Raw genomic sequence first — 21418 nt, 5'->3', positions numbered from 1 at the left:
CGCAGCGCAGCGGCGCGACGCGCCGGCGCGGCTGCAATTCGCTCTTGGCCACGCGGAGCATCGCGTCGTCACAAGAGAGCGACGAATCGTCCGACGACACGCTCCACCTCGTCCATCGCGTCGATGCGCGACGCGAGCGCCACGGGTACTGACGACCCAGACGCGCCGACGAGCTGCGCCGCGATGGCCGCGATCGTATCGGCGTCGCCGCCCATGGATACAGCAGTCCGGATGACGTCTTCGACCGCAGGGCTGCTCGACGTCGCCGCGGTGAACAGCGCAATGGGAACAGCGTCGACCACGTGTCCTGACGAGCCGAACCGGTCGGCGGCATCGAGCGGCGATCCATCGAACGCCGCCAGCTCCTCGGCACGATCGCGAACAGCCGTGTCGGGCAGCTCAGCGACGACAGACGAGAGTAGGTCTCTCGGAATCGCGCCCGCCTGGGCGCACGCGCGAATCGCGATGATGACCGCGAGCGCGCCAGCGTACGCTTCGTCGCTGTGGTGCGTGATCCGTGCGACGTCACGTATCATGCGGCGCTGCGCCTCGTCCCGAGGGTCGAGCAAGAACGCCAAGGGAGCAGCGCGCATCGCCGCTCCCGAGCCTGCGGCGAACTCTCCGCGGGCGCCAGCGAGCGCCCAGTGCGCGCCCGCTGAAAGATCACGTAGTGCCTTGAGCGTCGCGGCGCCGACGCCGGTAAGTCGACCCTCGTCGAACCAAGCGCGAAACCGGCCGGCGACTCGCTCCGCGTCGACGCGACCCTTCGCCGCCACGATGGCTTCGCAGGTAGCCAGCGTCAACCAGGTGTCGTCGGACAGCCGTGGGTCAGCGGGAAACCGAGGGTCCAGGGGGCCGGCAACCCCTTCATAGGGGCCGCCCCAGGCATCACCGAGCGCACCGGCGAGAAGACACTCGCGGGCGCGCGTTCGCAAAGCGGAGTTCGACGGCGAGCGCAGGCTCAATTGCGCACCGAGTCGGTGCAGCACGGCGCCCCGCCGGGGGCGTCGCAGGTCGCCGGATCGTCGCTGCACGGCGGCCCCCAGGCCTCGGTGGCGCCGAGGACGACCTCCACCTGCGCCGCGTGCTTCGTCGAGCCGTCGTCGTTGCGCGCCTCCGCCGCGAGGATCACGTGGGTCCCCTCCTTGAGCACGGCGGCCGGCTCCCACACCCTTCCCGGGAGGAACGCAATGAGCCCGAACGCGTGCGGGAACTCCCCGGGGCGGAGCTCGATCATCCCCTCCTGCGGCACGCCCGACGGGAACAGGTCCCCTGTCGCAGGGTCCTTGACGCTGTACCGCACGCGGGCCCTCGCGCCGCAGTCGCTGCAGCCGACCGCGAACCAGAGGTGATATCCCCCCTGGGGCCCGGCCATCACCGGGAGGGTGGCGCCATCCTCGATGCTCTCGAAGCAGGTCTCGCCGGTCCCGATCTCGAACACCGCGGGCTCGTCCGGCAGGCGGCATCCGTCGCCGCCGCCTTCCCCCGTGGAGCTGCCGCCGCTGCCTTCCCCCGTGGAGCCGCCGCTGCCTTCCCCCGTGGAGCCGCCGGCGCCCGATCCATTCGAGCTGCCGCCGCCGCCCTCGCCGGTCGAGGTGCCGGCGACGCTCCCCTCGCCGGTGGAGCTGCTGCTGCCGCCCTCGCCGCTGGAGCCACCGCCGTCCATCGAGCCCGCCTCGACGCTCGAGCTGCAGTGGAGACACAGCAGCGCGAGGGCGAACACGGGAGTCGATTGCCAGCGGGTCAAGGCGTGAAGGAAAGATCTCATGGGGAGCACCTGGAACACGCGAGAGCGCCGTACAGGGGAGAACCGGGGCGCCCCCTCCTTCAGCCGCAATGTCTCGGAGGGCCGCGGCGGACTCGACGGGAGCATCGGTCCTGGCGGACTTGGCAGCAACCATTCCATCGCGCGCTCCCCGCGATCAGGGCGCTTTCTCGAGCGCGCTCGGCGGCGCGCTGCGCCACGTGTGCCAGGCGCAGACAGCTCTGACAGAGGGACCAGGCGCCCGTCGCCCCGCCGGCGCAGCGCGCGCGCTGGAGAAGTGCCGCGACGACGCGCCCGGCCTCGGAGGGCGCTTTCGAGACCCACGACGCGTCCCGCCTCGGCCAGCGCTTTCAAGACCCACGCTGCGCCCGGTCTCGGCGGGCGCCTTCAAGACCCACGCCGCGCCTTAACGCGCTATGGTGTTGTCCCCCGGCCGGGGCCGGGGGTTCCCTGCCGCCCATGCCGACGACCCGCCTGCTGCGTAGCGCCGAGATCCCCCAGGCCGACAACCTCGCGAACGTGCGGCGCGTGCTCGAGGCGCTCTCGGGCGGGGTGACCGAGAAGGAGCGGATCTCCGAGCAGACGGGCATCTCCTTGCGGCACGTCGGTTATGCGCTCGCCGCTGCCCGCGTCCTCGGCTGGCTCGGCGACGAAGGCGCCTCGATCACGCCTGCGGCACGCGAGCTGCTCGCCACCCCGTCCGGCTCTGCCGACGAGCGGACGCACCTGCGGCGCGCGATCTTCGCGTGCGAGGTCGTGAAGGAGGTCGCGCCGGATCTCTTCGAGCCCGCGGCGCCCACGCGGGAGGCGCTCGCGCGGCGCATCTTCCGCTTCACCGCGGGCATCGGGAAGCAGACGGCGGCGCGGCGCGCGCAGACCCTGCTCGCCTGGCGGAGCCAGGTGCTGGAGCGGCAGCTCCCGCTCTTCCCGAAGCGTCCGAGGAAGCGCGGCGCCGCGGCGCCAGCGGGCGCCGGCGAGGAGACGGCGCCGGGCGAAGAGACGGCGTCCGGCGAGGAGGCGGCGCCCCGGCGCTGACGGACGCCTGGCGCGGTGGGGAGTACTTTGGCCGAAGGTGGGGGCTTTCGCACCGCCGAGCGCTCCAAGAACGCCGAGAAAACCACAAACGTCTTGGCATCTCATGGCATCTTGGCGGTTCATCTCTCGCTTGAGCAACGTGATCGGCGGTCTCGCCGGCCAGTTCAAGAGGGGCCTCGCGCGGGCGCGCGCCGCTTGCCCGATGTCACGTGACACCTGCCGGAATGTCGCGTGACATCGGCCCGATGTCACGGTCCGTGATGTCACGCTTTCGCGGGCGCCCGTGGCGCCTCGCGCGCATCGTCTCGCTGCCGGACGAGCGCGATCGCCGGCCCCGGCGCGGATCCGAGGCGATCGATGGACACGGGCGCAGCCGTCGGCACAGCGCGTGCTCTCCACCGCGGGGAACCCGCGACGGCCCTCGTGTCGCTTTAGGAAAGAACATTTACCATGCAGCTTCGCATGCGCCCGACCATCGGGCGCGAGCTCCGCTTCGCCTGCCGCACTGCGCCACCCGCGGGGATCGACGCGGCGGAGCGCTTTCTCGCGCTGTGCGGATCCACGAGCTGGCGAGAGGAGACGTCCGATGGTTGACGCACGTCGTTCCCGCGTTCACCCCCTGCTCCGCTCGACCGTGCTCGCCGCGAGCGCGCTCGCCTCGGCGTGCGGCGGCGGAGAGGGCGACGCGCAGTCCGGCGCCGCCGGCGTCGAGGTGGGCAGCGCGTCGAGCGCGCTCGTGGGCCAGGGCGCACAGGCGCTCGCCGTCGGGAAAATCCACGCGTGCGCGGTGCTGGCGACGGGCGGGCTCAAGTGCTGGGGGCACAACGGCTTTGGCCAGCTCGGGCTCGGCGACGCCGCCTCACGGGGCGACAGCGCCGGCGAGATGGGGGCGTCGCTCCCGCTGAGCTTCGGCGCGAACATCACCGCCGTCACCGCAGGGTCACAGCACACCTGTGCGCTGGAGCTCGATCCCTCCTCGTCCCAACCAGGGCTCAAGTGCTGGGGACGCAACACGTCTGGCGAGCTTGGCCTCGGCGACGTCGCATCCCGCGGCGACGAGCCGGGCGAGATGGCGAATCTCGGGTTCATCGACCTGGGCGCTGGTCGCAGCGTGAAGACCGCGAGCGCCGGCTGGAGCTACACCTGCGCGATCCTCGACAACGACCAGGTCAAGTGCTGGGGGTACAACGGAGCCGGGCAGCTCGGTCTCGGCGACGCCTCCCTACGGGGCGATGGGCCGGGCGAGATGGGAGACAACCTCCCTGTGGTCAACCTGGGCACGGGCCGCACAGCCAAGGCCATCGCCACGGGGACCTTTCACACCTGCGCGATCCTCGACAACGACCAGGTCAAGTGCTGGGGGAGCAACGGAACCGGGGCGCTCGGCCTCGGCGACACCGCCGAATGGGGCGATGGGCCGGGCGAGATGGGAGACGACCTCCCTGTGGTCGACCTGGGCACGGGCCGCACCGCCAAGGCGATCGCCACGGGCTCCTTCCACACCTGTGCCGTGCTCGACAACGACCAGGTCAAGTGCTGGGGGAACAACACGACCGGGGAGCTCGGCCTCGGCGACACCGCCGCCCGCGGCAAAGCGCCGGGCGAGATGGGAGACGACCTCCCCGCAGTCGACCTGGGTACGGACCGCACCGCGAAGACCATCGCCGCGGGAGGGCGGCACACCTGCGCGTTGCTCGATAACGACCAGGTCAAGTGCTGGGGTTTCAACTTCACCGGCGAGCTAGGCATCGGCGACACCTTCTATCGCGGGGACGGCCCCGGCGAGATGGCCGATCTGCTCCCGACCGTCAATCTGGGCACGGGCCGCACCGTGAAGGCCGTCTCCGCGGGCCAGTACGCCACCTGCGCGCTCCTCGACACGGACGAGATCAAGTGCTGGGGGGACAACGGGTCCGGCCGGCTCGGCTCCCCCGGGTGCTCCAGCCCCGCCGGGCCGTGCGGCGACGAGCCTGGCGAGATAGGCGACGCGCTCCCGGTGGTCGACCTCGGCCCGCCGGCCGCGGGCGGCGCCATCGCCGTCGACGGCTGCGGCTCCGCGGCCCTCTCGCTCTACGACACGCCCGTCGGCCAGCCGATCGCCCACGAGCTCTGCCTCTCCGGGACAGGCACGCCGCTCGATCTCGCCGCGCAGCCGCGGCCGGGCGGCTCGACCTGGGCCGGCGCCGTCAAGAGCTTCCGGCTGAAGCTCCAGCAAGGAGGCGGTTACGATCGCGGCGGCCTGCTGTCACCGTCGACGTGCGCCACCTGGGAATGCCCCTCGCACCATTTCACCGCCGTCGACAACGGCCTGATCGACGCGAACGCGGTCGGTCAGGCGGCCGACAGCGTCACGCTCTACCAGCTCAAAGCGCCCATGCTCTCGTCGGAGGTGGCGTCGCAGTCGCAAGTGCCCCGCTTCGTGGTCGTTGACCACCACATGACGCCGGGCGAGGTCACCAGCCTGGGACCGGAGCGCACCTTCGTGTGGTCCGCCGACCGGTACACGGACGCCCTGGCCGCCCCGAACCCGGACCTCCTCCTGGGCCACTACACACCCCTCGCGGCGTTCGACGCCGGCGCGACAATCGCGCGCTGCGAGGTCGACGCGGATTGCAAGCTGCCGGGCTATCACTGCACTCTTATGGACGCCGCGATGATCTCTTATCTCGGCAACCCGGAGCTGCTGTACAACCTCGACGAGAAGGTGTGCGTCCACTACAACTCGCTGCGCCAGAACACGTCACTCGATCTCAAGACATGCACGAATAACGGCGATTGCCTGGTCGATGGCGAGGCCGGCACGTGCTCGGATATGGGCAGCGGGCGGGGGCTGCGCTGCATCCTCTCGCCGACGCTCGTCGAGACCATCAAGTTCAACTACTGGAACACGAACCACCCGGACTGGATCCTCCGGAAATGCGCCCCTGCCCAGCTTCCCCCAGAATACGACCCGTTGGCAAGGGAGAACGCGGCGTGGTGGGGGAGAGGGCAGATCGCGTTCGATTTCACGAACGAGGCGGTCGTCCAGGAAGTGCTGAGAAAGATCCGGATCTTCTGGTCCAGAGACTATGATGCGCTGTCGCTCGACAACGTGAGGCTCACGAACAAAGAGGGAGCGTGCCGCGTCTACTCGGGCGGCGCATGGATCGACAAGTACAGCGGCCTGAGCCGCTACTCCACCACCTCGTGCGGCGGCGCGTGTGACCCCGATAGCCCGTCGTGCTTCGTCCGCGACGGCTTCTGTGACTGGCGCTGGACGCGCGATGTAACGAAGTGGCTGAAGCGGCTGCGCGACGAGATGCACAAGGACGGCAAGCGCCTCCACGTCAACATGGACTTCATCGGGCACGCGTGGCCCGTCACCCCGTTCGAGCCGAACGGCGTGACGCTCGAGGGCGTCTTCGACACCGTCGATGGCGTCCTGCACGAGGCAGCCTTCAACGCGACCGCATGCGGGTTCCTCTCCTATGACGGCCTCTACAGTTGCATCAACATGGGGGGCACGCCGGCGAACACGGGGGGCACGCCGGCAAACTTCTGGAGCAACGAGAAGAGTTACATGGCCGCCGTCCAGGATCTCGGAAAGCCGTTCTACGCCAAGACGAGCCTCTGGCTCGGCGACGCGAACAATCCCGTCGCCATCGACGAGAGCAGCGCGGATCCGGCGATCCGGGCCGAGACAGGGCGTCTGATCGAATGGGCGCTCGCGAGCTACCTGATGTCGGACAAGGGCCTCGCGAGCATGTACGTCGAGCCCCTCAAACGGGACAAGGACCTGAACTTCACGCAGCTCCAATTGAACCTCGGGGCGCCGTGCGGAGTGCCGGTCTTCGTCCAGGACCCGATCGGCACGGAGCGCAAGGCGTACCAGCGGCGGTACGAGCACGGCTTCGCCGTGGTCAACTTCGGCGCGCCCCCGGGCTCAACGAGCCCGCCGCCGGCCGCGCCCGAAGGCGGCGACGTCACGGTCGCCCTGCCCGCGGTCTCCCCGGACCCGGGCCCCGAGCTCTACGAGTGGAATCCCACCTCGAAGGGATACGATGTGCTCGTGAGCGGAAGCAGCATCACGGTCTCCCCGATCCATGGCAAGGTGCTCCTCAAGCCGGGCGGCGCCTCCTTGTGCAATTGAGCCGTTCGTCCCGCCCGCCGCCCCATGCCGCGGTCGCCTGAGATCTGCAGGAGACCGCGGGCAGGCTCTCTCCCTCTCCCTCTCTCTGCCCGGCCCGGTCAGGCGCGCGGCGCGCTGGCGGAGGTCGCCCCGCGCTAGCTCTACTGCGGGAAGTCGGGTTGGAAAGTGAACCGCCAAGGCCACCAAGGCCGCCAAGAAACCAGGGAAATGGGAGGGGAAACGCCGGGACGGCCCTTCTTCTCTCCGTTGGCGACTTGGCGGCTCCATCGTTCCGGCAGGGTGGTGGAATTCCCCCACCACCCCCGGCGCGGCCCGGTGCGCGTGACCGGGCGCTCGCCTCGATGCTCGGCCGCTCGCCTCGGAGCTACCGCGCTGCCGGCGGCTTGCGCGCGGCGCGCGCCGCGCGCAGCTCGTCGGGGCTCACCTTGCCGTCGCGGTTCGCGTCCACCGCCTTCACCCGCTCCCAGCGCTTCTCGCCCACCTCGTCCTTGGTGAGGAAGCCGTCGCCGTTCTTGTCGGGCCGGGCGAAGCGCGCCTTGTGCTTCGCTGCCCGGTCCTTCATGCGCTGCTCGGCGTGCGCCTTGAGCTCCTCGGCCGACAGGGCGCCGTCCTTGTTGGTGTCCGCCTTGCCGAGCCGCTTCTGCGCCTTCTCGGGCAGCTCGGCGACGGCCAGCTTGCCGTCGCCGTTCTTGTCGAAGCGCTCGATGAGTCGCGCCGGATCCTTCGGGCGGTGCTCGCGGCGGGCGTCCTTGCCCTGGTCCTTGCCCTGGTGGGGCGCCGGCTTGTTCCCGGTGCCACCTGCGCCGTTCGCCGCGAAGGCCGCTCCGCCGCCGGCGAGCACGGCCGCTGCGAGGAAGCTGCCGAGGACGAAGCGACGCATGGCGCTGTGGGTCTTGTTGGAGAAGGGGGCGAGGGTCATGGGGGTCGTGCTCCTTTGTGCAAGGGCCAGCCTGTTCTTGCCGGCTTCTGTTCCTGGGACGCTCCCTGGCCCGCCCTCCCTACGCGCCCCTCGATCTTTTTTCGGCGAACGCGGGCGTGACCGCGGCTTGCCGCTCTGAGGGCCCGGACGCGGGGCTCAGTCGGGGGTCGCCACTACCACGTGCGTCACGCCGCTGGTCAGGATCACCTGCGTCAGCACCTGGCCGCGGTCGTTCAGGTGGACAAGCGGCCAGGGGAACGAATAGCCATGGTGCCTGTCGTCGCCCGGCGGCTCCTCGTCGAGCGTCGCGACGACCGAGAATTCGTAACCGTCGTGCCCGGAGCCTCCTGCGAAGCTGGGCCGGACCGCGAGTCCCGCGGCGAGGATGACCGTCGTCGTCAGACCAGCCCTGTGCAGAGCGCGAGTGTCGTGGAAGTGGTGCATCGCGTACGTCTCCTTGTCCAGCGGCCGTCCCCCCAGGGGGCTCACTCGGGAGTGACTGCAATGGTGCGATGTCACGACGGCCGATCTCGCGGCCCCGTGACAAGGATTGCGTCAGACCTCACAGTCACTATCCAGGAAAGTGGGGTAGTCTGAAGCGGGCGATGTCGGCGTCAAGGCGCGAATGGACCTCGGTCGGTCGCAGCACGCACGGCTCATGCGTCCAGGCCAGCCGAACGCTCGCGCTCGTACAGGCGCACGCCCGACGGGAGAGTCACGGATCCCACAGGCTGCGGAGTGACCGCGGCCCTTTCGGCGCATGGATAGGTTGTTGATACAGATTCGATTTCCCAGAAGAGATGTGGATCGCGTAAGGGCTGTCCCGTCACTCGACGTGAGCGTGGCGATTCGCCCTTAACGTCCTTGAATCGTTCTTCTTTGCACTTGCTGCCAGGGCGGGGAACGGGGGCAGCATGGCGCGCCGGGTCATCGCATTGGGCATCTCAGCGGGGACGGCTGGAGAGAGGAGAGCGGGCCGGCGACGGGGGCGGCGGCGTCCTGGCGTCTTGGCTGTTCCATCATGCCGGCAGGGTGGGGGAATTCTCCCACCACCCCCGGCGCGGCCCGGTGCGCGCGACCGGGCGCTCACCTCGATGCGCGGCCGCTCACCTCGCCGCTCGCGTCGATGCGCGGCCGCTCGCGTCGATGCGCGGCCGCTCGCCTCGGCGCTACCGCGCTGCCGGCGGCTTGCGCGCGGCGTGCGCGGCGCGCAGCTCGTCGGGGCTCAGCTTGCCGTCGCGGTTCGCGTCGCCCGCCTTCATCCGCTCCCAGCGCTTCTCGCCCACCTCGTCCTTGGTGAGGAAGCCGTCGCCGTTCTTGTCGCGCTTGGCGAAGCGCGCCTTGTGCTTCGCTGCCCGGTCCTTCATGCGCTGCTCGGCGTGCGCCTTGAGCTCCTCGGCGGACAGGGTGCCGTCCTTGTTCGTGTCCGCCTTGCCGAGCCGCTTCTGCGCCTTCTCGGGGAGCTCGGCGACGGTCAGCTTGCCGTCCCCGTTCTTGTCCAGGCGCTTGATGAGGCGGGCCGGGTCCTTCGGGTGGTGCTCGCGGCGGGCGTCCTTGCCCTGATGCGGCGCCGGCTTGTCCCCCGTTCCGCCTGCGCCGTTCGCCGCGTAGGCCGCTCCGCCGCCGGCGAGCACGGCCGCCGCGAGGAAGCTGCCGAGGACGAAGCGACGGATCGCGCTGTGGGTCTTGTTCGAGAAGAGGGCGAGGGTCATCGGGGTCGTGCTCCTTTGTGCAAGGGCCAGCCTGTTCTTGCCGGCTTCTGTTCCTGGGACGCTCCCCGGCCGGCCCTCCCTACGCCGCCCGTCGAACTTTTTTCAGCGGGCGCGGGCGTGCCCCACCGCACCTCGCTCCGTCCCGGGCCGCCACCACGCGCCCGTGGGCAGGGGCCGCGTGAGGCCCGCTGGGGTGAGCCTCGCGCATCGCGTCGAGGTCGCAGCGTCGGCTCCGGCAGACTGGCCCTGGGATCCACGTCCAGCGGGGGTATAAAGGAGCAGAGACGACGATGATCCTGTACCGACCCGTGGGCCTCGCCGAGCTCCGGCTCATCGCAGAGGCCGGTTATCGAGCCTTCCCGCCGCGCCTTTCGCATCAGCCGATCTTCTATCCGGTGCTGACGGAGGAGTACGCGCGCAAGATCGCCCGCGACTGGAACACCGTCGATGAGACCTCCGGGTTCGCGGGGTGGGTGACGCGGTTCGAGGTCGAGGACGACTTTGCCCGCAGGTATCCTGTGCAAATCGCGGGTGGACGCTCCCATGAGGAGCTCTGGGTGCCCGCCGAGGAGCTGGAGGAGCTCAACCGGCACATCGTCGGGACCATCGAGGTCACCGAGGTCTATTGCGGGCCGAAGTTTCAGGGAGACATCGACCCTGCGACCCGTCTCCCCGCCGACTGGCTCCGCAACCCGCCCACGAAGGTTGGTTGACGCCATGGAGATCTCCAGCGCCGCAGCCAGCGCCTCCTCCCGCGAGATGGAGGTGCGCCTTGAGCAGCACCGGCAGGAGCTGACCGGCCACTGTTACCGGATGCTCGGCTCCGCGTTCGACGCGGACGACGCCGTGCAGGAGACGATGGTGCGGGCGTGGCGGAGCTCCGATCAGCTCGAGGGCAGCGCGGCGCTGCGATCGTGGCTGTACCGCATCGCCACCAACGTGTGCCTCGACATGCTGCGGAGCCGGTCGAGGCGGGCTCGACCGATGGATCTCGGCCCGGCGGGCTCGGCCGAGAACCCGGTCCTCGACACGCTGGCGGAGGCGACGTGGGTGCTGCCGATCCCTGACAATCGGGTGCTGGCGGCGTCCTGCGACCCGGCAGAGCTGGTCTCGTCGCGGCAGACGATCCGGCTCGCGTTCGTGGCCGCGCTCCAGCGGCTCCCGCCCCGGCAGCGCGCGGCGCTGCTGCTGAAGGAGGTCCTGTCCTGGGAGGCCGCGGAGATCGCCGAGCTGCTCGGGATGACCGTCGCCTCGGTCAACAGCGCGCTGCAGCGCGCCCGGGCGACGCTGGGCCACGAGGAGAGGGCCGATCTCCATGAGCCGACGGACGAAGCGCAGCGGTCCCTGCTCGGCCGCTACGTCGCGGCCTTCGAGCGGCAGGACGTCGACGCGCTCGTCTCGTTGCTCCGCGAGGACGCGACCTGGTCGATGCCGCCCTACCGCCTGTGGCTGCGGGGCCGCCCGTCGGTGCACGCCTGGCTCCTCAAGGTGGGCGAGGGCTGCAGGGGCTCGCGGCTCCTGCCCGTGGCGGCGAACGGATCGTTCGCGCTGGGGCAGTACCGGCCGGGCGGTCCGGGCGGCGCCTTCGTCCCGTGGGCGATCCAGGTCATCGAGGTGTCCGCCGGGGAGATCGTCGGGGTGTGCTCGTTCCTCGACGCCGAGCGGCTCTTCCCGCTCTTTGGCCTGCCCCTCCGGCCCGAGACGTAGCCCCGAAAAAATCTTCCGGTCGACCGATGAATCGGGCGCTGTCGCGCGGTCCTAGGGATCGAATCGGCCGCGCCGCGCCACCGTGACCCCGGGGCGGGCGGACCGATCTGTCCAGATCGACCCGGAGGAGACCATGGAGATGAGCGCCTTGATGTCGGAGAAGCACGTGGAGCCGGTGGTTGTGTCGAACAAGAAGGTCTGGGCCGGGCGGGTGCTCAGCGGCCTCTCGGTGGCGTTCCTGCTCTTCGACAGCATCGGGAAGCTGATGATGGTGCCCCAGGTGCTGGAGGGGTCCGAGCAGCTCGGATATCCCGTGAGCTCGGTCCGCGGCATCGGGCTGGTCCTGCTGGCGAGCGTCGTCACGTACGTGATCCCGCGCACGTCGGTGCTCGGCGCGGTCCTGCTGACGGGCTTCCTGGGCGGCGCCATCGCCACGCACGTGCGTGTCGACAACCCGCTGTTCAGCCACGTCCTGTTCCCGGTGTACGTCGCCGCGATGATCTGGGGCGGGCTGCTCCTGCGCGACGAGCGGCTGCGCGCGCTGTTCCCGCTCCGGAAGTAGCGGGGGTAGCGGGGATCGATGGATCGTCGCGCGACCGAGGCGTCCGAGCGGCGCGCGCGGACTGTGAGCGAGGAGCGCCCGCCGTGCCGGGCGAGCACCCGAGGAGAGACGACGATGCGATTTTTGATGCTGTATCGACCCGACAAGCGCCAGCCGGAGCTCTGCGCGCCCGATCCGGAGCACATGGCGCAGATGGGGAAGCTCATCGACGAGATGACGCGGGAGGGCGTGCTCCTAGGCACCGACGCGCTCCTCCCCACCGCGACGGGCGCGCGCGTCCGGAGAGCAGGCGCCGAGCTCACCGTGAGCGACGGGGCGCTCCCGGACATGAAGGATCCGATGGTCGGCTACGCGCTGATCCGGGCGGCCTCGAAGGAGGAGGCGATCGCGGGGGCGAAGCGCTTCCTCCAGGTCGCGGGGGATGGCTACTGCGAGGTGCTGCCGCTGATGGATGGGCCTCCGCCCTCCTGAACGCGCCAGCCGTGATCGATGCGTCTACAGCTGAATCGTACAGCGTGACGGCTGACCGAAGCCTCCGACCAGAGTGTCAGCCCTCCCGGGAGGGTGTCGACAGCCTCCGGCCAGAGATTCATCTCTCCCGGGAGGGTGTCTGAAGCTTCCGGCCAGAGGTTCAGCTCTCCCGGGAGGGTGTCTGAAGCCTCCGGCCAGAGTTTCATCTCTCCCGGGAAGGTGTCGACAGCCTCCGGCCAGAGTGTCAGCCCTCCCGGGAGGGTGTCTGAAGCCTCCGGCCAGAGATTCATCTCTCCCGGGAGGGTGCCAGCACCCTCCAACCGGTCGCTCGAGGGTGTCGAACCGCCCTTGACTTCGTGCGCGCGCTAACTTTTACGTTGGCGTCCGCCGCCGCGGCCTCTCCGTGGCGCCAAGGAGCACCACCATGCACACGCGCAAGCTCGGAACTCTGCAGGTCTCCGCCCTCGGCCTCGGCTGCATGGGCATGAGCGATTTCTATGGTGAGCGCGACGAGGCCGAGTCGATCGCCACGATCCATCGCGCCATCGAGCTCGGCGTCACGCTGCTCGACACCGCGGACATGTATGGTCCCTTCACGAACGAGGAGCTCGTCGGCCGGGCCATCGCGGGCCGGCGCGATCGCGTCGTCCTCGCGACAAAGTGCGGCATCGTCCGCGACCCGAACGACGTCATGGTCCGCGGCATCAACGGCGCGCCGGCGTACATCCGCTCGGCCTGCGACGCGAGCCTGCGGCGCCTGCGCGTCGACGTCATCGATCTGTACCAGCTGCACCGCGTCGATCCGAAGACGCCCATCGAGGACAGCGTCGGCGCGATGGCGGACCTCGTGAAGGCCGGCAAGGTGCGCGCGATCGGCCTCTCGGAGGCGAGCGCATCGACGCTCCGGCGCGCCCACGCGGTTCACCCGCTCGCGTCGGTGCAGACCGAATACTCGCTCTGGTCGCGCGATCCCGAGGACGACGTGCTCGCCACGTGCCGCGAGCTCGGCATCGGCTTCCTCGCGTACAGCCCCCTCGGCCGGGGCTTCCTCACGGGGCAGATCCGGCGCTTCGAGGACCTCGCGCCGGACGACTACCGCCGCATCTCGCCGCGATTCCAGGGCGAGAACTTCCAGCGGAACCTCGATCTCGTGGGGAAGGTCGAGGGCATCGCGCGGGAGAAGGGCGTGAAGGCGTCGCAGCTCGCGCTCGCCTGGGTGCTCGCGCAGGGGGACTTCATCGTCCCGATCCCCGGCACGAAGCGCCGCAGCTACCTCGAGGAGAACGTCGCCGCGGAGGCGATCTCGCTCAGCGAGGCCGATCTGCGGCGCCTGGAGGCGGTGGTGCCGAAGGGCGCGGCCGTCGGCCTCCGCTATCCGGAAGCCGGAATGCAGTCCGTGAATCGGTGAGCGACCCGGCCTGACGAGCGGGTGGTGGGGTCATTCCACCGAAAGTGGGGTCTTTGAACTGCCAAGCGCCACGGACGCCGAGAAAAACACAAAAATCTTGGCGTCTTATGGCGGCTTGGCGGTTCCATCATTCCGGCAGCGTGGGGTAAGTACCCCACCACCACTAGGCGCGTGCAGGTCTTCGCCCAGGAGGTGGGGCGGGTAGGGTCGAAGAGGTCGTCACGCGGCGTCGGGTGGGGAGGGCAGGGCAGAGAGGACGGCGGTGGCGAGCCTGAGCGCGTAGCGGTTCTGGGCACGCTCGGCGAGGGGGATGGCGCGCTCGGCGGCGACACGGGCTTCGGTTGGTTGACCGAGGAGCGCGTGGGTGGCGGCGAGGACAGCGAGGACGTTGGAGAGACCGAGGGGATCATCGATGGCCTCGTACAGCGCCAACGCGGCCTGGTAGTGGGGCAGTGCGGCCGCGGGGTTCTCGCGGGCGATCTCCAAGGCGCCGCGTGCTCGAAGGACGTTTGCCTGTCCGAGGCGGTCGTCGACGAGGAGGAAGAGCTCCAGAGCGCGCTCATAGTCGAGGAGAGCGCCGTCGAGGTCGGCCTTTCTTTGTCTGAGCTCGCCGCGTGCTCGAAGGACGTTTGCCTGTCCGAGGCGGTCGTCGACGAGGAGGAAGAGCTCCAGAGCGCGCTCATAGTCGAGGAGAGCGCCGTCGAGGTCGGCTTTGAATCGCCGGATGTCGCCGCGTGCCTGAAGGACGTTTGCCTGTCCAAGGCGGGAGTCGACGAGGAGAAAGAGCTCCAGAGCGCGCTCATAGTCGAGGAGAGCGCCGTCGAGGTCGGCCTTTCTTTGTCGGAGGTCGCCGCGTGCTTGAAGGACATTTGCCTGTCCAAGGCGGTCGTCGACGAGGAGGAAGAGCTCCAGAGCGCGCTCATAGTCGAGGAGAGCGCCGTCGAGGTCGGCCTTTCTTTGTCGGATGTCGCCGCGTGCCTGAAGGACGTTTGCCTGTCCAAGGCGGGAGTCGACGAGGAGGAAGAGCTCCAGAGCGCGCTCGTAGTCGAGGAGAGCGCCGTCGAGGTCGGCCTTTCTTTGTCGGAGGTCACCGCGTGCTTTCAGGACGTTTGCCTGTCCGAGGCGGGCGTCGACGAGGAGGAAGAGCTCCAGAGCGCGCTCATAGTCGAGGAGAGCGCCGTCGAGGTCGGCCTTTCTTTGTCGGAGGTCACCGCGTGCTTGAAGGACGTTTGCCTGTCCGAGGCGGTCGTCGATGAGGAGGAAGAGCTCCAGAGCGCGCTCATAGTCGAGGAGAGCGCCGTCGAGGTCGGCCTTGAATCGTCGGAGGTCGCCGCGTGCTTGAAGGACGTTTGCCTGTCCAAGGCGGGAGTCAACGAGGAGGAAGAGCTCGAGAGCGTGCTCGTAGTCGAGGAGAGCGCCGTCGAGGTCGTCCTTGAATCGTCGGAGGTCGCCGCGTGCTTTCAGGACGTTTGCCTGTCCGAGGCGGTCTCCTGTCTGGTCAAACGAAACGAGCGCTCGCTCCAGATCCTGAAGGCTCGTCTCCACATCGTCCGACGCCTGTGCGCGCTTCAAGAAGATGCGCCCGCAATCCGCGGCTCGCTCGAGTGCCTGGTACATCGCCAGCGCACGACCATAGGCGGCCACGCCCTCGCGGGGGCTATGCAGCCAAACGTCGACGTCCCCCCGCAGCTCCTCGCAGAGCGCCTCCTCGTAGGTGCCGTGCAACGACGCGAGGCCTCTCAGGATCGCGGTCCCCTCGGCAAGACGAGCCTCTGCGCTCCGTGGCTCCCCTTGAGAGAGGAGCTCCCGCGCATGACGCAGCAGCAACCGCCCGAGGTTCCTGTCATCCCCGACCTTCCGCGCCGCCTCGATCAGGCGCGGCGTCTCATCGCGATCGCCCTCCGAGCTCCCCGGCATCGTCGTCGAGGAGGCTCGCTGCCTTTCGTTCACGCCGAGCAGCGGGATCCGGAACGTCAGATCGCGGATGGACCAGAGATCCGGCGCCTCCTCCCACGTCGCGTTCAGGAACGTCCGGAGCCCACACCAGACCAGCGTCTTCCCGAGCCGCTTCGCCAGCGTGTCCCGCTGCAGGTTGAGCCGGTTGAGGCCCTCGCGAACGTCGTCCGTCACGTCCCGTGGTCCGAGCACGATCACCACGTCCACGTCGCTCGCCGGCACGGCCAGCAAGGTCGTCGCGAGCTCGGCGCCCTGCCCGGGCGTCACCACCACACGCGCTACCTTCGTGCCCGCCCGCTCGAACGACGCCGCGAGCTCGCGGCCGACGTCCATCGAAGGCACCTCCACCGGCGCGAGCACGAAGCCCTCGTGCAGCGCGAGCGCCGCGCGCAGCTCCGCGAAGTGCCCGAGGTAGGGCCGCGCGAACGGCGGCGCCTCCGCGGTCGGGCTCAGCTCCCGCTCGGTGCCGTCGAGCTCGGCTTGGCCAGGCGTGCTCGGACCCTCGGATCCCGGCGCGCCATCGGGTGCAGGTCGTACCATTCCTTCCCGTTCCTGTAGGCCAGCACGAGCCAGCGATCGAGCAGGCGGATGAACCGCGCCACCTCTCCGTCGTTGTCCAGCGGGACCGCGTTCGTCTTCGCGACCCCGACGAGCACGTCGATCTCGTCCCCGTAGAGCGCCATCGCGTAGTCCTGCGCGAGCCTGTCGATCTGCCGCTCGACCTGCTCGGGCGTCACCGGAAAGCCGCCGCCCGAGGTGAGCAGATTGCGCACGACGCGCAGGAGATCCCGCGGATAGCCGCCCGTCGCGAGGAGGATGGGATCGAGCGCGCGCGACGGCTCGGCGCCGAAGATGCTCGCGAGATCGAGCCGCTTGCCGACGACCTCCGTCAAGCACGCGATGCCTTCCCGCACCGGCTCTCCCCCGGGCTTCGTGACCTTCACCATGGGCAAGACGAGCGGCTCGCCGTCGTAGGTCGCTCCGAGATCGGGGCGCCGGTACCTGAGCCACAAGGGGAACGTGTAGATGACGTGGCAAGGCAGCCGCAGGAGCGGGGCGTGCGTGGAGAACAGGAGCTCCACACCCGCGGTGATCGCCTCCCGCTCCTGCTCCTTGCGCGGCCGGAGCTTCTCCAGGCCATCGGCGATGACCACGATCCGCTGGGCCTGGGAGCCCCGCGCGCTCTTCAAGCGCAGCACCGAGCGCGTCATGCTCTGCTTCGCCTCGTCGACGAAGAGCTGGAACCGCCCGCTGAGCGCCTTCTCCACGCGCTGCGAGAAGTCCGGGTTGTTCTTGAGCTCGAGCATGAGCTTCGCGCCGAACGCCTCAACCTCGCCCTTGGGAAGCTTGATCTCCGTCCGCTCCAGGAACTCGATGAACCGCTGGAGATAGCCGGGCTTCTTGTCAGGATCGTCTCCCTCCATGCGCGTCGCCTCGCGATCCATGCAGTACGCGAGGATGCGCAGGACGTCGGTGATGGAGATCGGCGAGAAGATGTCGATGTACTCTTCGAGGTCGACGTAGACGACGTGGGTGGGCAGGTCCTTCGCCTCGTCGAGGCGCTGATGGAGCCGACGGAGCTCGGTGGTCTTCCCCGTCCCGGGGAACCCGGTGAAGAGCTGACAGGACTCCTCGGCGATGAGGACCGTCTGCTCCAGGAGGTCCACGCAGCTCGGACCGATGCTGCCACGGGCCCGGTCGAGGGGGACGTACCGCTCGTCCGTCCCCGAGAGGGACTTGTTCGGATCGCAGGCGGCGTAGAAGCGCTTCAGATCTTCACGCGGGACCGTCATCGCGCGGCACGGTACCGCGGAGCGCATGCGGGCGCCAAGGAGGCCGCGGGAGGTCGCCCGTCAAGGCGTCCCAGGCAGAGGCGCGGGGATCTCCCGCGGTCTCGCCCTTGGCTTGCGACCTCCCCCGGCGCCGCGCCGTCGCGCGACGAGGGCGAGGCCGACGAGGGAGACGGCGAGCCCCGAATGGCCGGACAGGTCGGCGCCGCCGCGGAAGCTGCACTGCGTGTCGTCGCCGGGGCCGCTGGGCCCGTCATCGCCGCCGCTGGAGGCAGAGACGCTGGAGGGGCCGCTTCGCGATGCCAGCGATCGAGGGAGCGGCGTCCGTGGCGTCGAGCCGGGCGCTCACCCGCACGACGAGATCGCCGTGGCCGCCTGGCCGCTCGGGGAACCGGAACGCCTGCTGTCCTGCTCGCGGCTACTTCGATGCAACTACTTCCGCGCGCTCCTGGAGGCGCACGGCGAGCCACGCCTCTTCGGGCACGCCGGGCAGCCGGAGGACGCGCAGGGGGCCCTCGGACGAGACGAGGCCGGCGAGCGCCGGGTCGGTCATCACCTCCAGGAGATCGCGCTCCTCGTCGTCGACCGTGCACCGTCGCCGCACGAGGCGGACGACTTGCGAGTAGTCCACGTGATCCGGGTTGTGCGCGAGCCCCAGGGGCTGCCATAGGGTCTGCTGGCCGTCCTTGTGAGCGGCGCCCGGGTCGAACCAGCCGTAGTTGGCGGCCCGGTCCGGGTGATCTGCGAGGCGGTTCGTGAGCACCCAGTGCTTGCCGACGTTCTCGATGAGCCCCGTCCGCCCCGCGACCCGCTCCTCGACGCGGCGGTGGTGCTCCAGCATGCGGGAGGTGTTCGCCATCGCGGCGTCCGGGGCGCCGATGCACGGCGGGATCCGCACGCTGGCCTGCTCCCACACGAGGTCGCAGAGGCGCGTCGTCAGCATCGCGCACTCGAGCAGATCCGCGATGCGCTGGGCCGTCCGGGCGGAGGCGTTGATGCGGACGGAGTCCTCCGCGTCCCCGATGCGGAGCGCGTCGGCGCTCACGAGGAAGGTCGCGCGGCGCTCTCCGAGCTGGCTATGCACCGGGACCCAGCAGACGGGCGCCAGATGGCCGGCGTGCACCGCGGCGAGGATGGCCTCCTCGCGCGCGGCGCAGGCGTGTTCGGGAAGGCGTGCGACGAAATCGGTGCCTCTCAGGACGTCTGTCATGCTCCCCCCTCCAGCGAGCGCGGCTGCGGCGCTCGGGCTGCGCTGTCCGGGCGAAGCGTCGCGGGCTGCGCTGTCCGGGCAAGGCGACGCGGGTCGGCCGGCTCGCTCGGTGGAGTGTGGAGAGCGCGCGAGATCGGCGCAAGGCGCGCGGCCTCTGGAGCGTCGGAGCCGTGCTGACGGCGCGGCGCTCGAGGCGGATGGCGCGGCGCTCGAGGTGGAAGCGTGAGCGGAGGCGGACGCGGAAGGACGATGGTTCGTCCGCTCGCCCTTGGCTCTCTCACGGCCGCGCGCTCCTGCGCCGCTTTGCGCTGCTCGTCCGACCGCCCTAAGCTCCGCCCTATGTCGCCCCCGGCGAGCCGTCCCTCCCTGCGTCCCTCGCGCGCGTCCCGCGCTTCCCTCCTGCTCGTCGCCTTCGCCGCCGTGCTCGCCGCGCAGACGGCCGGCTGCGGATCGAGCGCTGCCCGGCCCGAAGCGGGCGCCGAGGTCGCGTCGATCGACGCGCGCCTGCGCGGCACCTTCCGGCTCGTCCGGTTCGAGCCCGAGGTCCCGCTCGAGCCGATGCTCGCGTCGATGCTCGAGTTCCAGTACGCGCACCTGGTCGTCCGCTTCGACGGAAAGCGCATCCTCGCCGACTCGCCCGGCCTCCACGTGGACCGCGCCTACGAGATCCGCGACCCCGCGTGGGACCGGTTCAAGCTCGTCGCCTATGACGAGGCGGGGGTCGCCTACGAGGCGCTGTGCGAGTTCTCGGGCCAGGACGAGCTCGTCGTCCACGCGCAGACGCCGCCCTGGAAGGGGCTCGCCACGCTCCGGCGGGCGCAGTAATCCGGCGGGCGCAGCAATCCGGCGGGCGCAGTGATCCGACGGCGCGCCTCTCCCGCGCGCGGCCTATCGACAAGGAGCCATCTCATCGCCTCCGCCACGATGTGGACGGAGGCGCGGAGGACGTGAGATGGCGCGGACGGCGCAGCCCCGTTTGCTGTAAGCTCGGTCGCCAACTCAAAGGAGGCAGATCGCGATGATCGCCGGCCAGCAGGTGACCGATACGCTGAGGCTAGCGCGCCCCCTCGGGCAGGGCGCGATGGGGAGCGTGTGGGTCGCCGACCACCTCGCGCTCAGGACCCAGGTGGCCGTCAAGTTCATATCGCCTGCCTACGCGCAGAACCGCGGCCTTGTCGAGCGGTTCCGGCGCGAGGCGCTGGCGGCGGCGCAGATCAAGAGCCCCCATGTCGTGCAGGTCTTCGATCACGGGGTGACCCCGGACGGCGCGCCGTACATCGTGATGGAGCTGCTCGAGGGCGAGGACCTCAAGCGCCGCCTGGAGCGGCTCGGCGCGCTGCCGCCGCCGGAGGTCGCGCGCATCGTGTCGCAGGCGGCCAAGGCGCTCGGGCGCGCGCACCAGCTCGGGATCGTCCATCGCGACATCAAGCCGGACAACCTCTTCCTGCTGGATCTGGACGGAGAGCCGTTCGTCAAAGTGCTGGATTTCGGGGTCGCCAAGCACGCCGCCGAAGGCGAGCTCGCCATGACGGCGACAGGGAGCGTCCTGGGGACGCCGCTCTACATGAGCCCGGAGCAGGTGCTGAGCTCGAAGCACGTCGATTTCCACGCGGATCTCTGGGGGCTCGGCGTCGTCGCTTACCGTGCGATGACCGGGCAGTTCCCGTTCTATGCCGAGACGTTCGGTGCGCTGTCGGTGGCGCTGCACAACGGCGTGTTCGCGCCGCCAAGCCACGTTAGGCCGGGGCTCCCGGCAGCCGTCGACGCGTGGATGCAGCGGGCGCTACAGACAAGGCCGGAATTGCGCTTCGGGTCGGCGAAGGAGCTGGCCGAGGCGCTCGAGATGGCGGTCTTCGGGGCGCCGCGGGCGTCGTTCCCGTCGGGTGGGGAGATCGCGGCCGCGGCGCGGTCGTCCGGCGCCGAGCGGCTCAGCCAGTCGGGCTCGATGAACAGGAGCTCCGGCCATGGCGCCGTCGGTGGCGCCGGCCATGGCGCTGGCGGTAGCGCCGGCCAAGGCGCTGTCGGTGGCGCCGGCCATGGCGCTGTCGGTGGCGCCGGCCAAGGCGCTCTCGGCAGCTCCGACCATGGCGCCGTCGGTAACTCCGGCCATGGCGCCGCGCAGCTCGCTCAGAGCGGGCCGCCTGGCCGCACGCTCGGCGGGATGGCGAGCACCGGCAGCGCGGTGAAAAGCCGGGCGCCCGTGATCGGCATCGTCGGGGCGGCTATCACGGCCGTCGCGCTCGCGGGAGCAGGCGTGTACTGGGCAGCGCGGGGACGAGCGACGGATGACGCTGCGACGGTCATGGCGAATGCGCCCCCGGCAGCGCCGAGCCTGAGCGCTGAGGAGCGGAGTGCGGGCGCTGAGGAGCGGAGCGCGGGCGCTGCTGAGGAGCGGAGCGCGAGCGGCGCGGAGCGGAGCGCGGGCGCCGCGGGCCCGGCCGCCAGCGCTGCGCCGGAAGCGGTCGCTGTGCCGCCTGTCGTGCCGGCGCCTGTGCCTGCGGCAGAGACGACGCCTGTCGCACCGGCAAAGGCCGTTGTCTCGCCGGCCGCGAGCGCGAGCGCGAGCGCGACGCCGGCGCCCGTCGCGGCGCCGGCCGCCAAGGTGACGAGCGCGCCGCGGCAGAAGCTGGAACCGTCGCTGCCTGCGGGCGCGGCGAGCGCCACGGCCAAACCACCGACACGCAAGCCGGCCAAAGACACAATCGGTTTCTGACGCGGTATGGCCGCGCAGGCAGAATCTGACGCGGCTTGGCC

17 protein-coding genes are annotated in these 21418 nt (G+C 70.2%); 9 read left to right on the top strand and 8 right to left on the bottom strand.

The genetic code is table 11. The annotated features are described in order from the left end of the window. Positions 1-68: 68 nt before the first annotated feature. A complete protein-coding gene (locus WME90_RS24705) occupies positions 69-989 on the bottom strand; it encodes an ADP-ribosylglycohydrolase family protein (RefSeq protein WP_437274437.1) in 921 nt (306 codons plus the stop codon). Further along, the gene (locus WME90_RS24700) at positions 962-1768 is read right to left on the bottom strand and encodes a hypothetical protein (protein ID WP_437274436.1); all 807 of its coding nucleotides are present in this window, start codon (positions 1766-1768) and stop codon (positions 962-964) included. Before WME90_RS24700 ends, WME90_RS24705 begins: the two co-directional genes overlap by 28 nt. Positions 1769-2224: 456 nt before the next feature. Here WME90_RS24700 and WME90_RS24695 point away from each other — a divergent pair, with 456 nt between their 5' ends. Then, positions 2225-2800 (top strand): hypothetical protein, encoded by a 576-nt coding sequence (locus tag WME90_RS24695; RefSeq protein ID WP_437274435.1) that lies wholly within the window; start codon positions 2225-2227, stop codon positions 2798-2800. A 586-nt stretch (positions 2801-3386) separates the two neighbouring features. Beyond that, complete coding sequence (locus tag WME90_RS24690; RefSeq protein WP_437274434.1) at positions 3387-6929, top strand: RCC1 domain-containing protein; 3543 nt, start codon at positions 3387-3389, stop codon at positions 6927-6929. Positions 6930-7293: 364 nt separating this feature from the next. Here the strand turns inward: WME90_RS24690 and WME90_RS24685 are convergent, their stop codons facing one another. The 3 genes from WME90_RS24685 to WME90_RS24675 form a co-directional block, all read right to left on the bottom strand. Continuing rightward, positions 7294-7848, bottom strand: coding sequence for an EF-hand domain-containing protein (locus WME90_RS24685; RefSeq protein WP_437274433.1), 555 nt, complete (start codon positions 7846-7848; stop codon positions 7294-7296). A gap of 156 nt (positions 7849-8004) precedes the next feature. Beyond that, complete coding sequence (locus WME90_RS24680) at positions 8005-8292, bottom strand: hypothetical protein (protein ID WP_437274432.1); 288 nt, start codon at positions 8290-8292, stop codon at positions 8005-8007. A 725-nt stretch (positions 8293-9017) separates the two neighbouring features. Then, on the bottom strand, positions 9018-9560 hold the full coding sequence (locus WME90_RS24675) for an EF-hand domain-containing protein (RefSeq protein ID WP_437274431.1): 543 nt from the start codon (positions 9558-9560) through the stop codon (positions 9018-9020). Between the two features lie 290 nt (positions 9561-9850). Here WME90_RS24675 and WME90_RS24670 point away from each other — a divergent pair, with 290 nt between their 5' ends. The 5 genes from WME90_RS24670 (at position 9851) to WME90_RS24650 (ending at position 13708) form a co-directional block, all read left to right on the top strand. After that, the gene (locus WME90_RS24670) at positions 9851-10273 is read left to right on the top strand and encodes an ADP-ribosylation/crystallin J1 (protein ID WP_437274430.1); all 423 of its coding nucleotides are present in this window, start codon (positions 9851-9853) and stop codon (positions 10271-10273) included. A 4-nt stretch (positions 10274-10277) separates the two neighbouring features. Continuing rightward, positions 10278-11267, top strand: a complete 990-nt coding sequence (locus WME90_RS24665) for a sigma-70 family RNA polymerase sigma factor (RefSeq protein WP_437274429.1) — start codon at positions 10278-10280, stop codon at positions 11265-11267. Positions 11268-11400: 133 nt separating this feature from the next. After that, positions 11401-11829, top strand: coding sequence for a DoxX family protein (locus WME90_RS24660; RefSeq protein ID WP_373372156.1), 429 nt, complete (start codon positions 11401-11403; stop codon positions 11827-11829). 114 nt (positions 11830-11943) lie between these two features. Beyond that, positions 11944-12300, top strand: coding sequence for a YciI family protein (locus WME90_RS24655; RefSeq protein ID WP_437274428.1), 357 nt, complete (start codon positions 11944-11946; stop codon positions 12298-12300). A 424-nt stretch (positions 12301-12724) separates the two neighbouring features. Further along, positions 12725-13708: an aldo/keto reductase gene (locus WME90_RS24650; RefSeq protein WP_437274427.1), complete on the top strand. Its 984-nt coding sequence runs from the start codon at positions 12725-12727 to the stop codon at positions 13706-13708. Positions 13709-13927: 219 nt separating this feature from the next. On the opposite strand, the gene WME90_RS24645 is transcribed toward WME90_RS24650, so the two are convergent. The 3 genes from WME90_RS24645 to WME90_RS24635 form a co-directional block, all read right to left on the bottom strand. Next, positions 13928-16024 carry a tetratricopeptide repeat protein gene (locus tag WME90_RS24645; RefSeq protein ID WP_437274426.1) on the bottom strand — a complete coding sequence of 699 codons (2097 nt, stop codon included), beginning with the start codon at positions 16022-16024 and terminating at the stop codon, positions 13928-13930. 89 nt (positions 16025-16113) lie between these two features. Next, positions 16114-17457 (bottom strand): hypothetical protein, encoded by a 1344-nt coding sequence (locus WME90_RS24640; protein ID WP_437274425.1) that lies wholly within the window; start codon positions 17455-17457, stop codon positions 16114-16116. A 415-nt stretch (positions 17458-17872) separates the two neighbouring features. Beyond that, positions 17873-18664: a hypothetical protein gene (locus WME90_RS24635; RefSeq protein ID WP_437274424.1), complete on the bottom strand. Its 792-nt coding sequence runs from the start codon at positions 18662-18664 to the stop codon at positions 17873-17875. 339 nt (positions 18665-19003) lie between these two features. On the opposite strand from WME90_RS24635, the gene WME90_RS24630 reads away from it, so the two are divergent. Further along, the gene (locus WME90_RS24630; protein WP_437274423.1) at positions 19004-19489 is read left to right on the top strand and encodes a hypothetical protein; all 486 of its coding nucleotides are present in this window, start codon (positions 19004-19006) and stop codon (positions 19487-19489) included. Between the two features lie 193 nt (positions 19490-19682). Then, positions 19683-21377, top strand: a complete 1695-nt coding sequence (locus WME90_RS24625) for a serine/threonine-protein kinase (protein WP_437274422.1) — start codon at positions 19683-19685, stop codon at positions 21375-21377. Positions 21378-21418: the final 41 nt, after the last annotated feature.

The sequence above is a fragment of the Sorangium sp. So ce375 genome (assembly GCF_051473855.1).
Taxonomy (GTDB): domain Bacteria; phylum Myxococcota_A; class Polyangia; order Polyangiales; family Polyangiaceae; genus Sorangium.
Note: the sequence above shows the minus strand (reverse complement) of the source record. Positions and strands in the feature narration are given on the sequence as shown.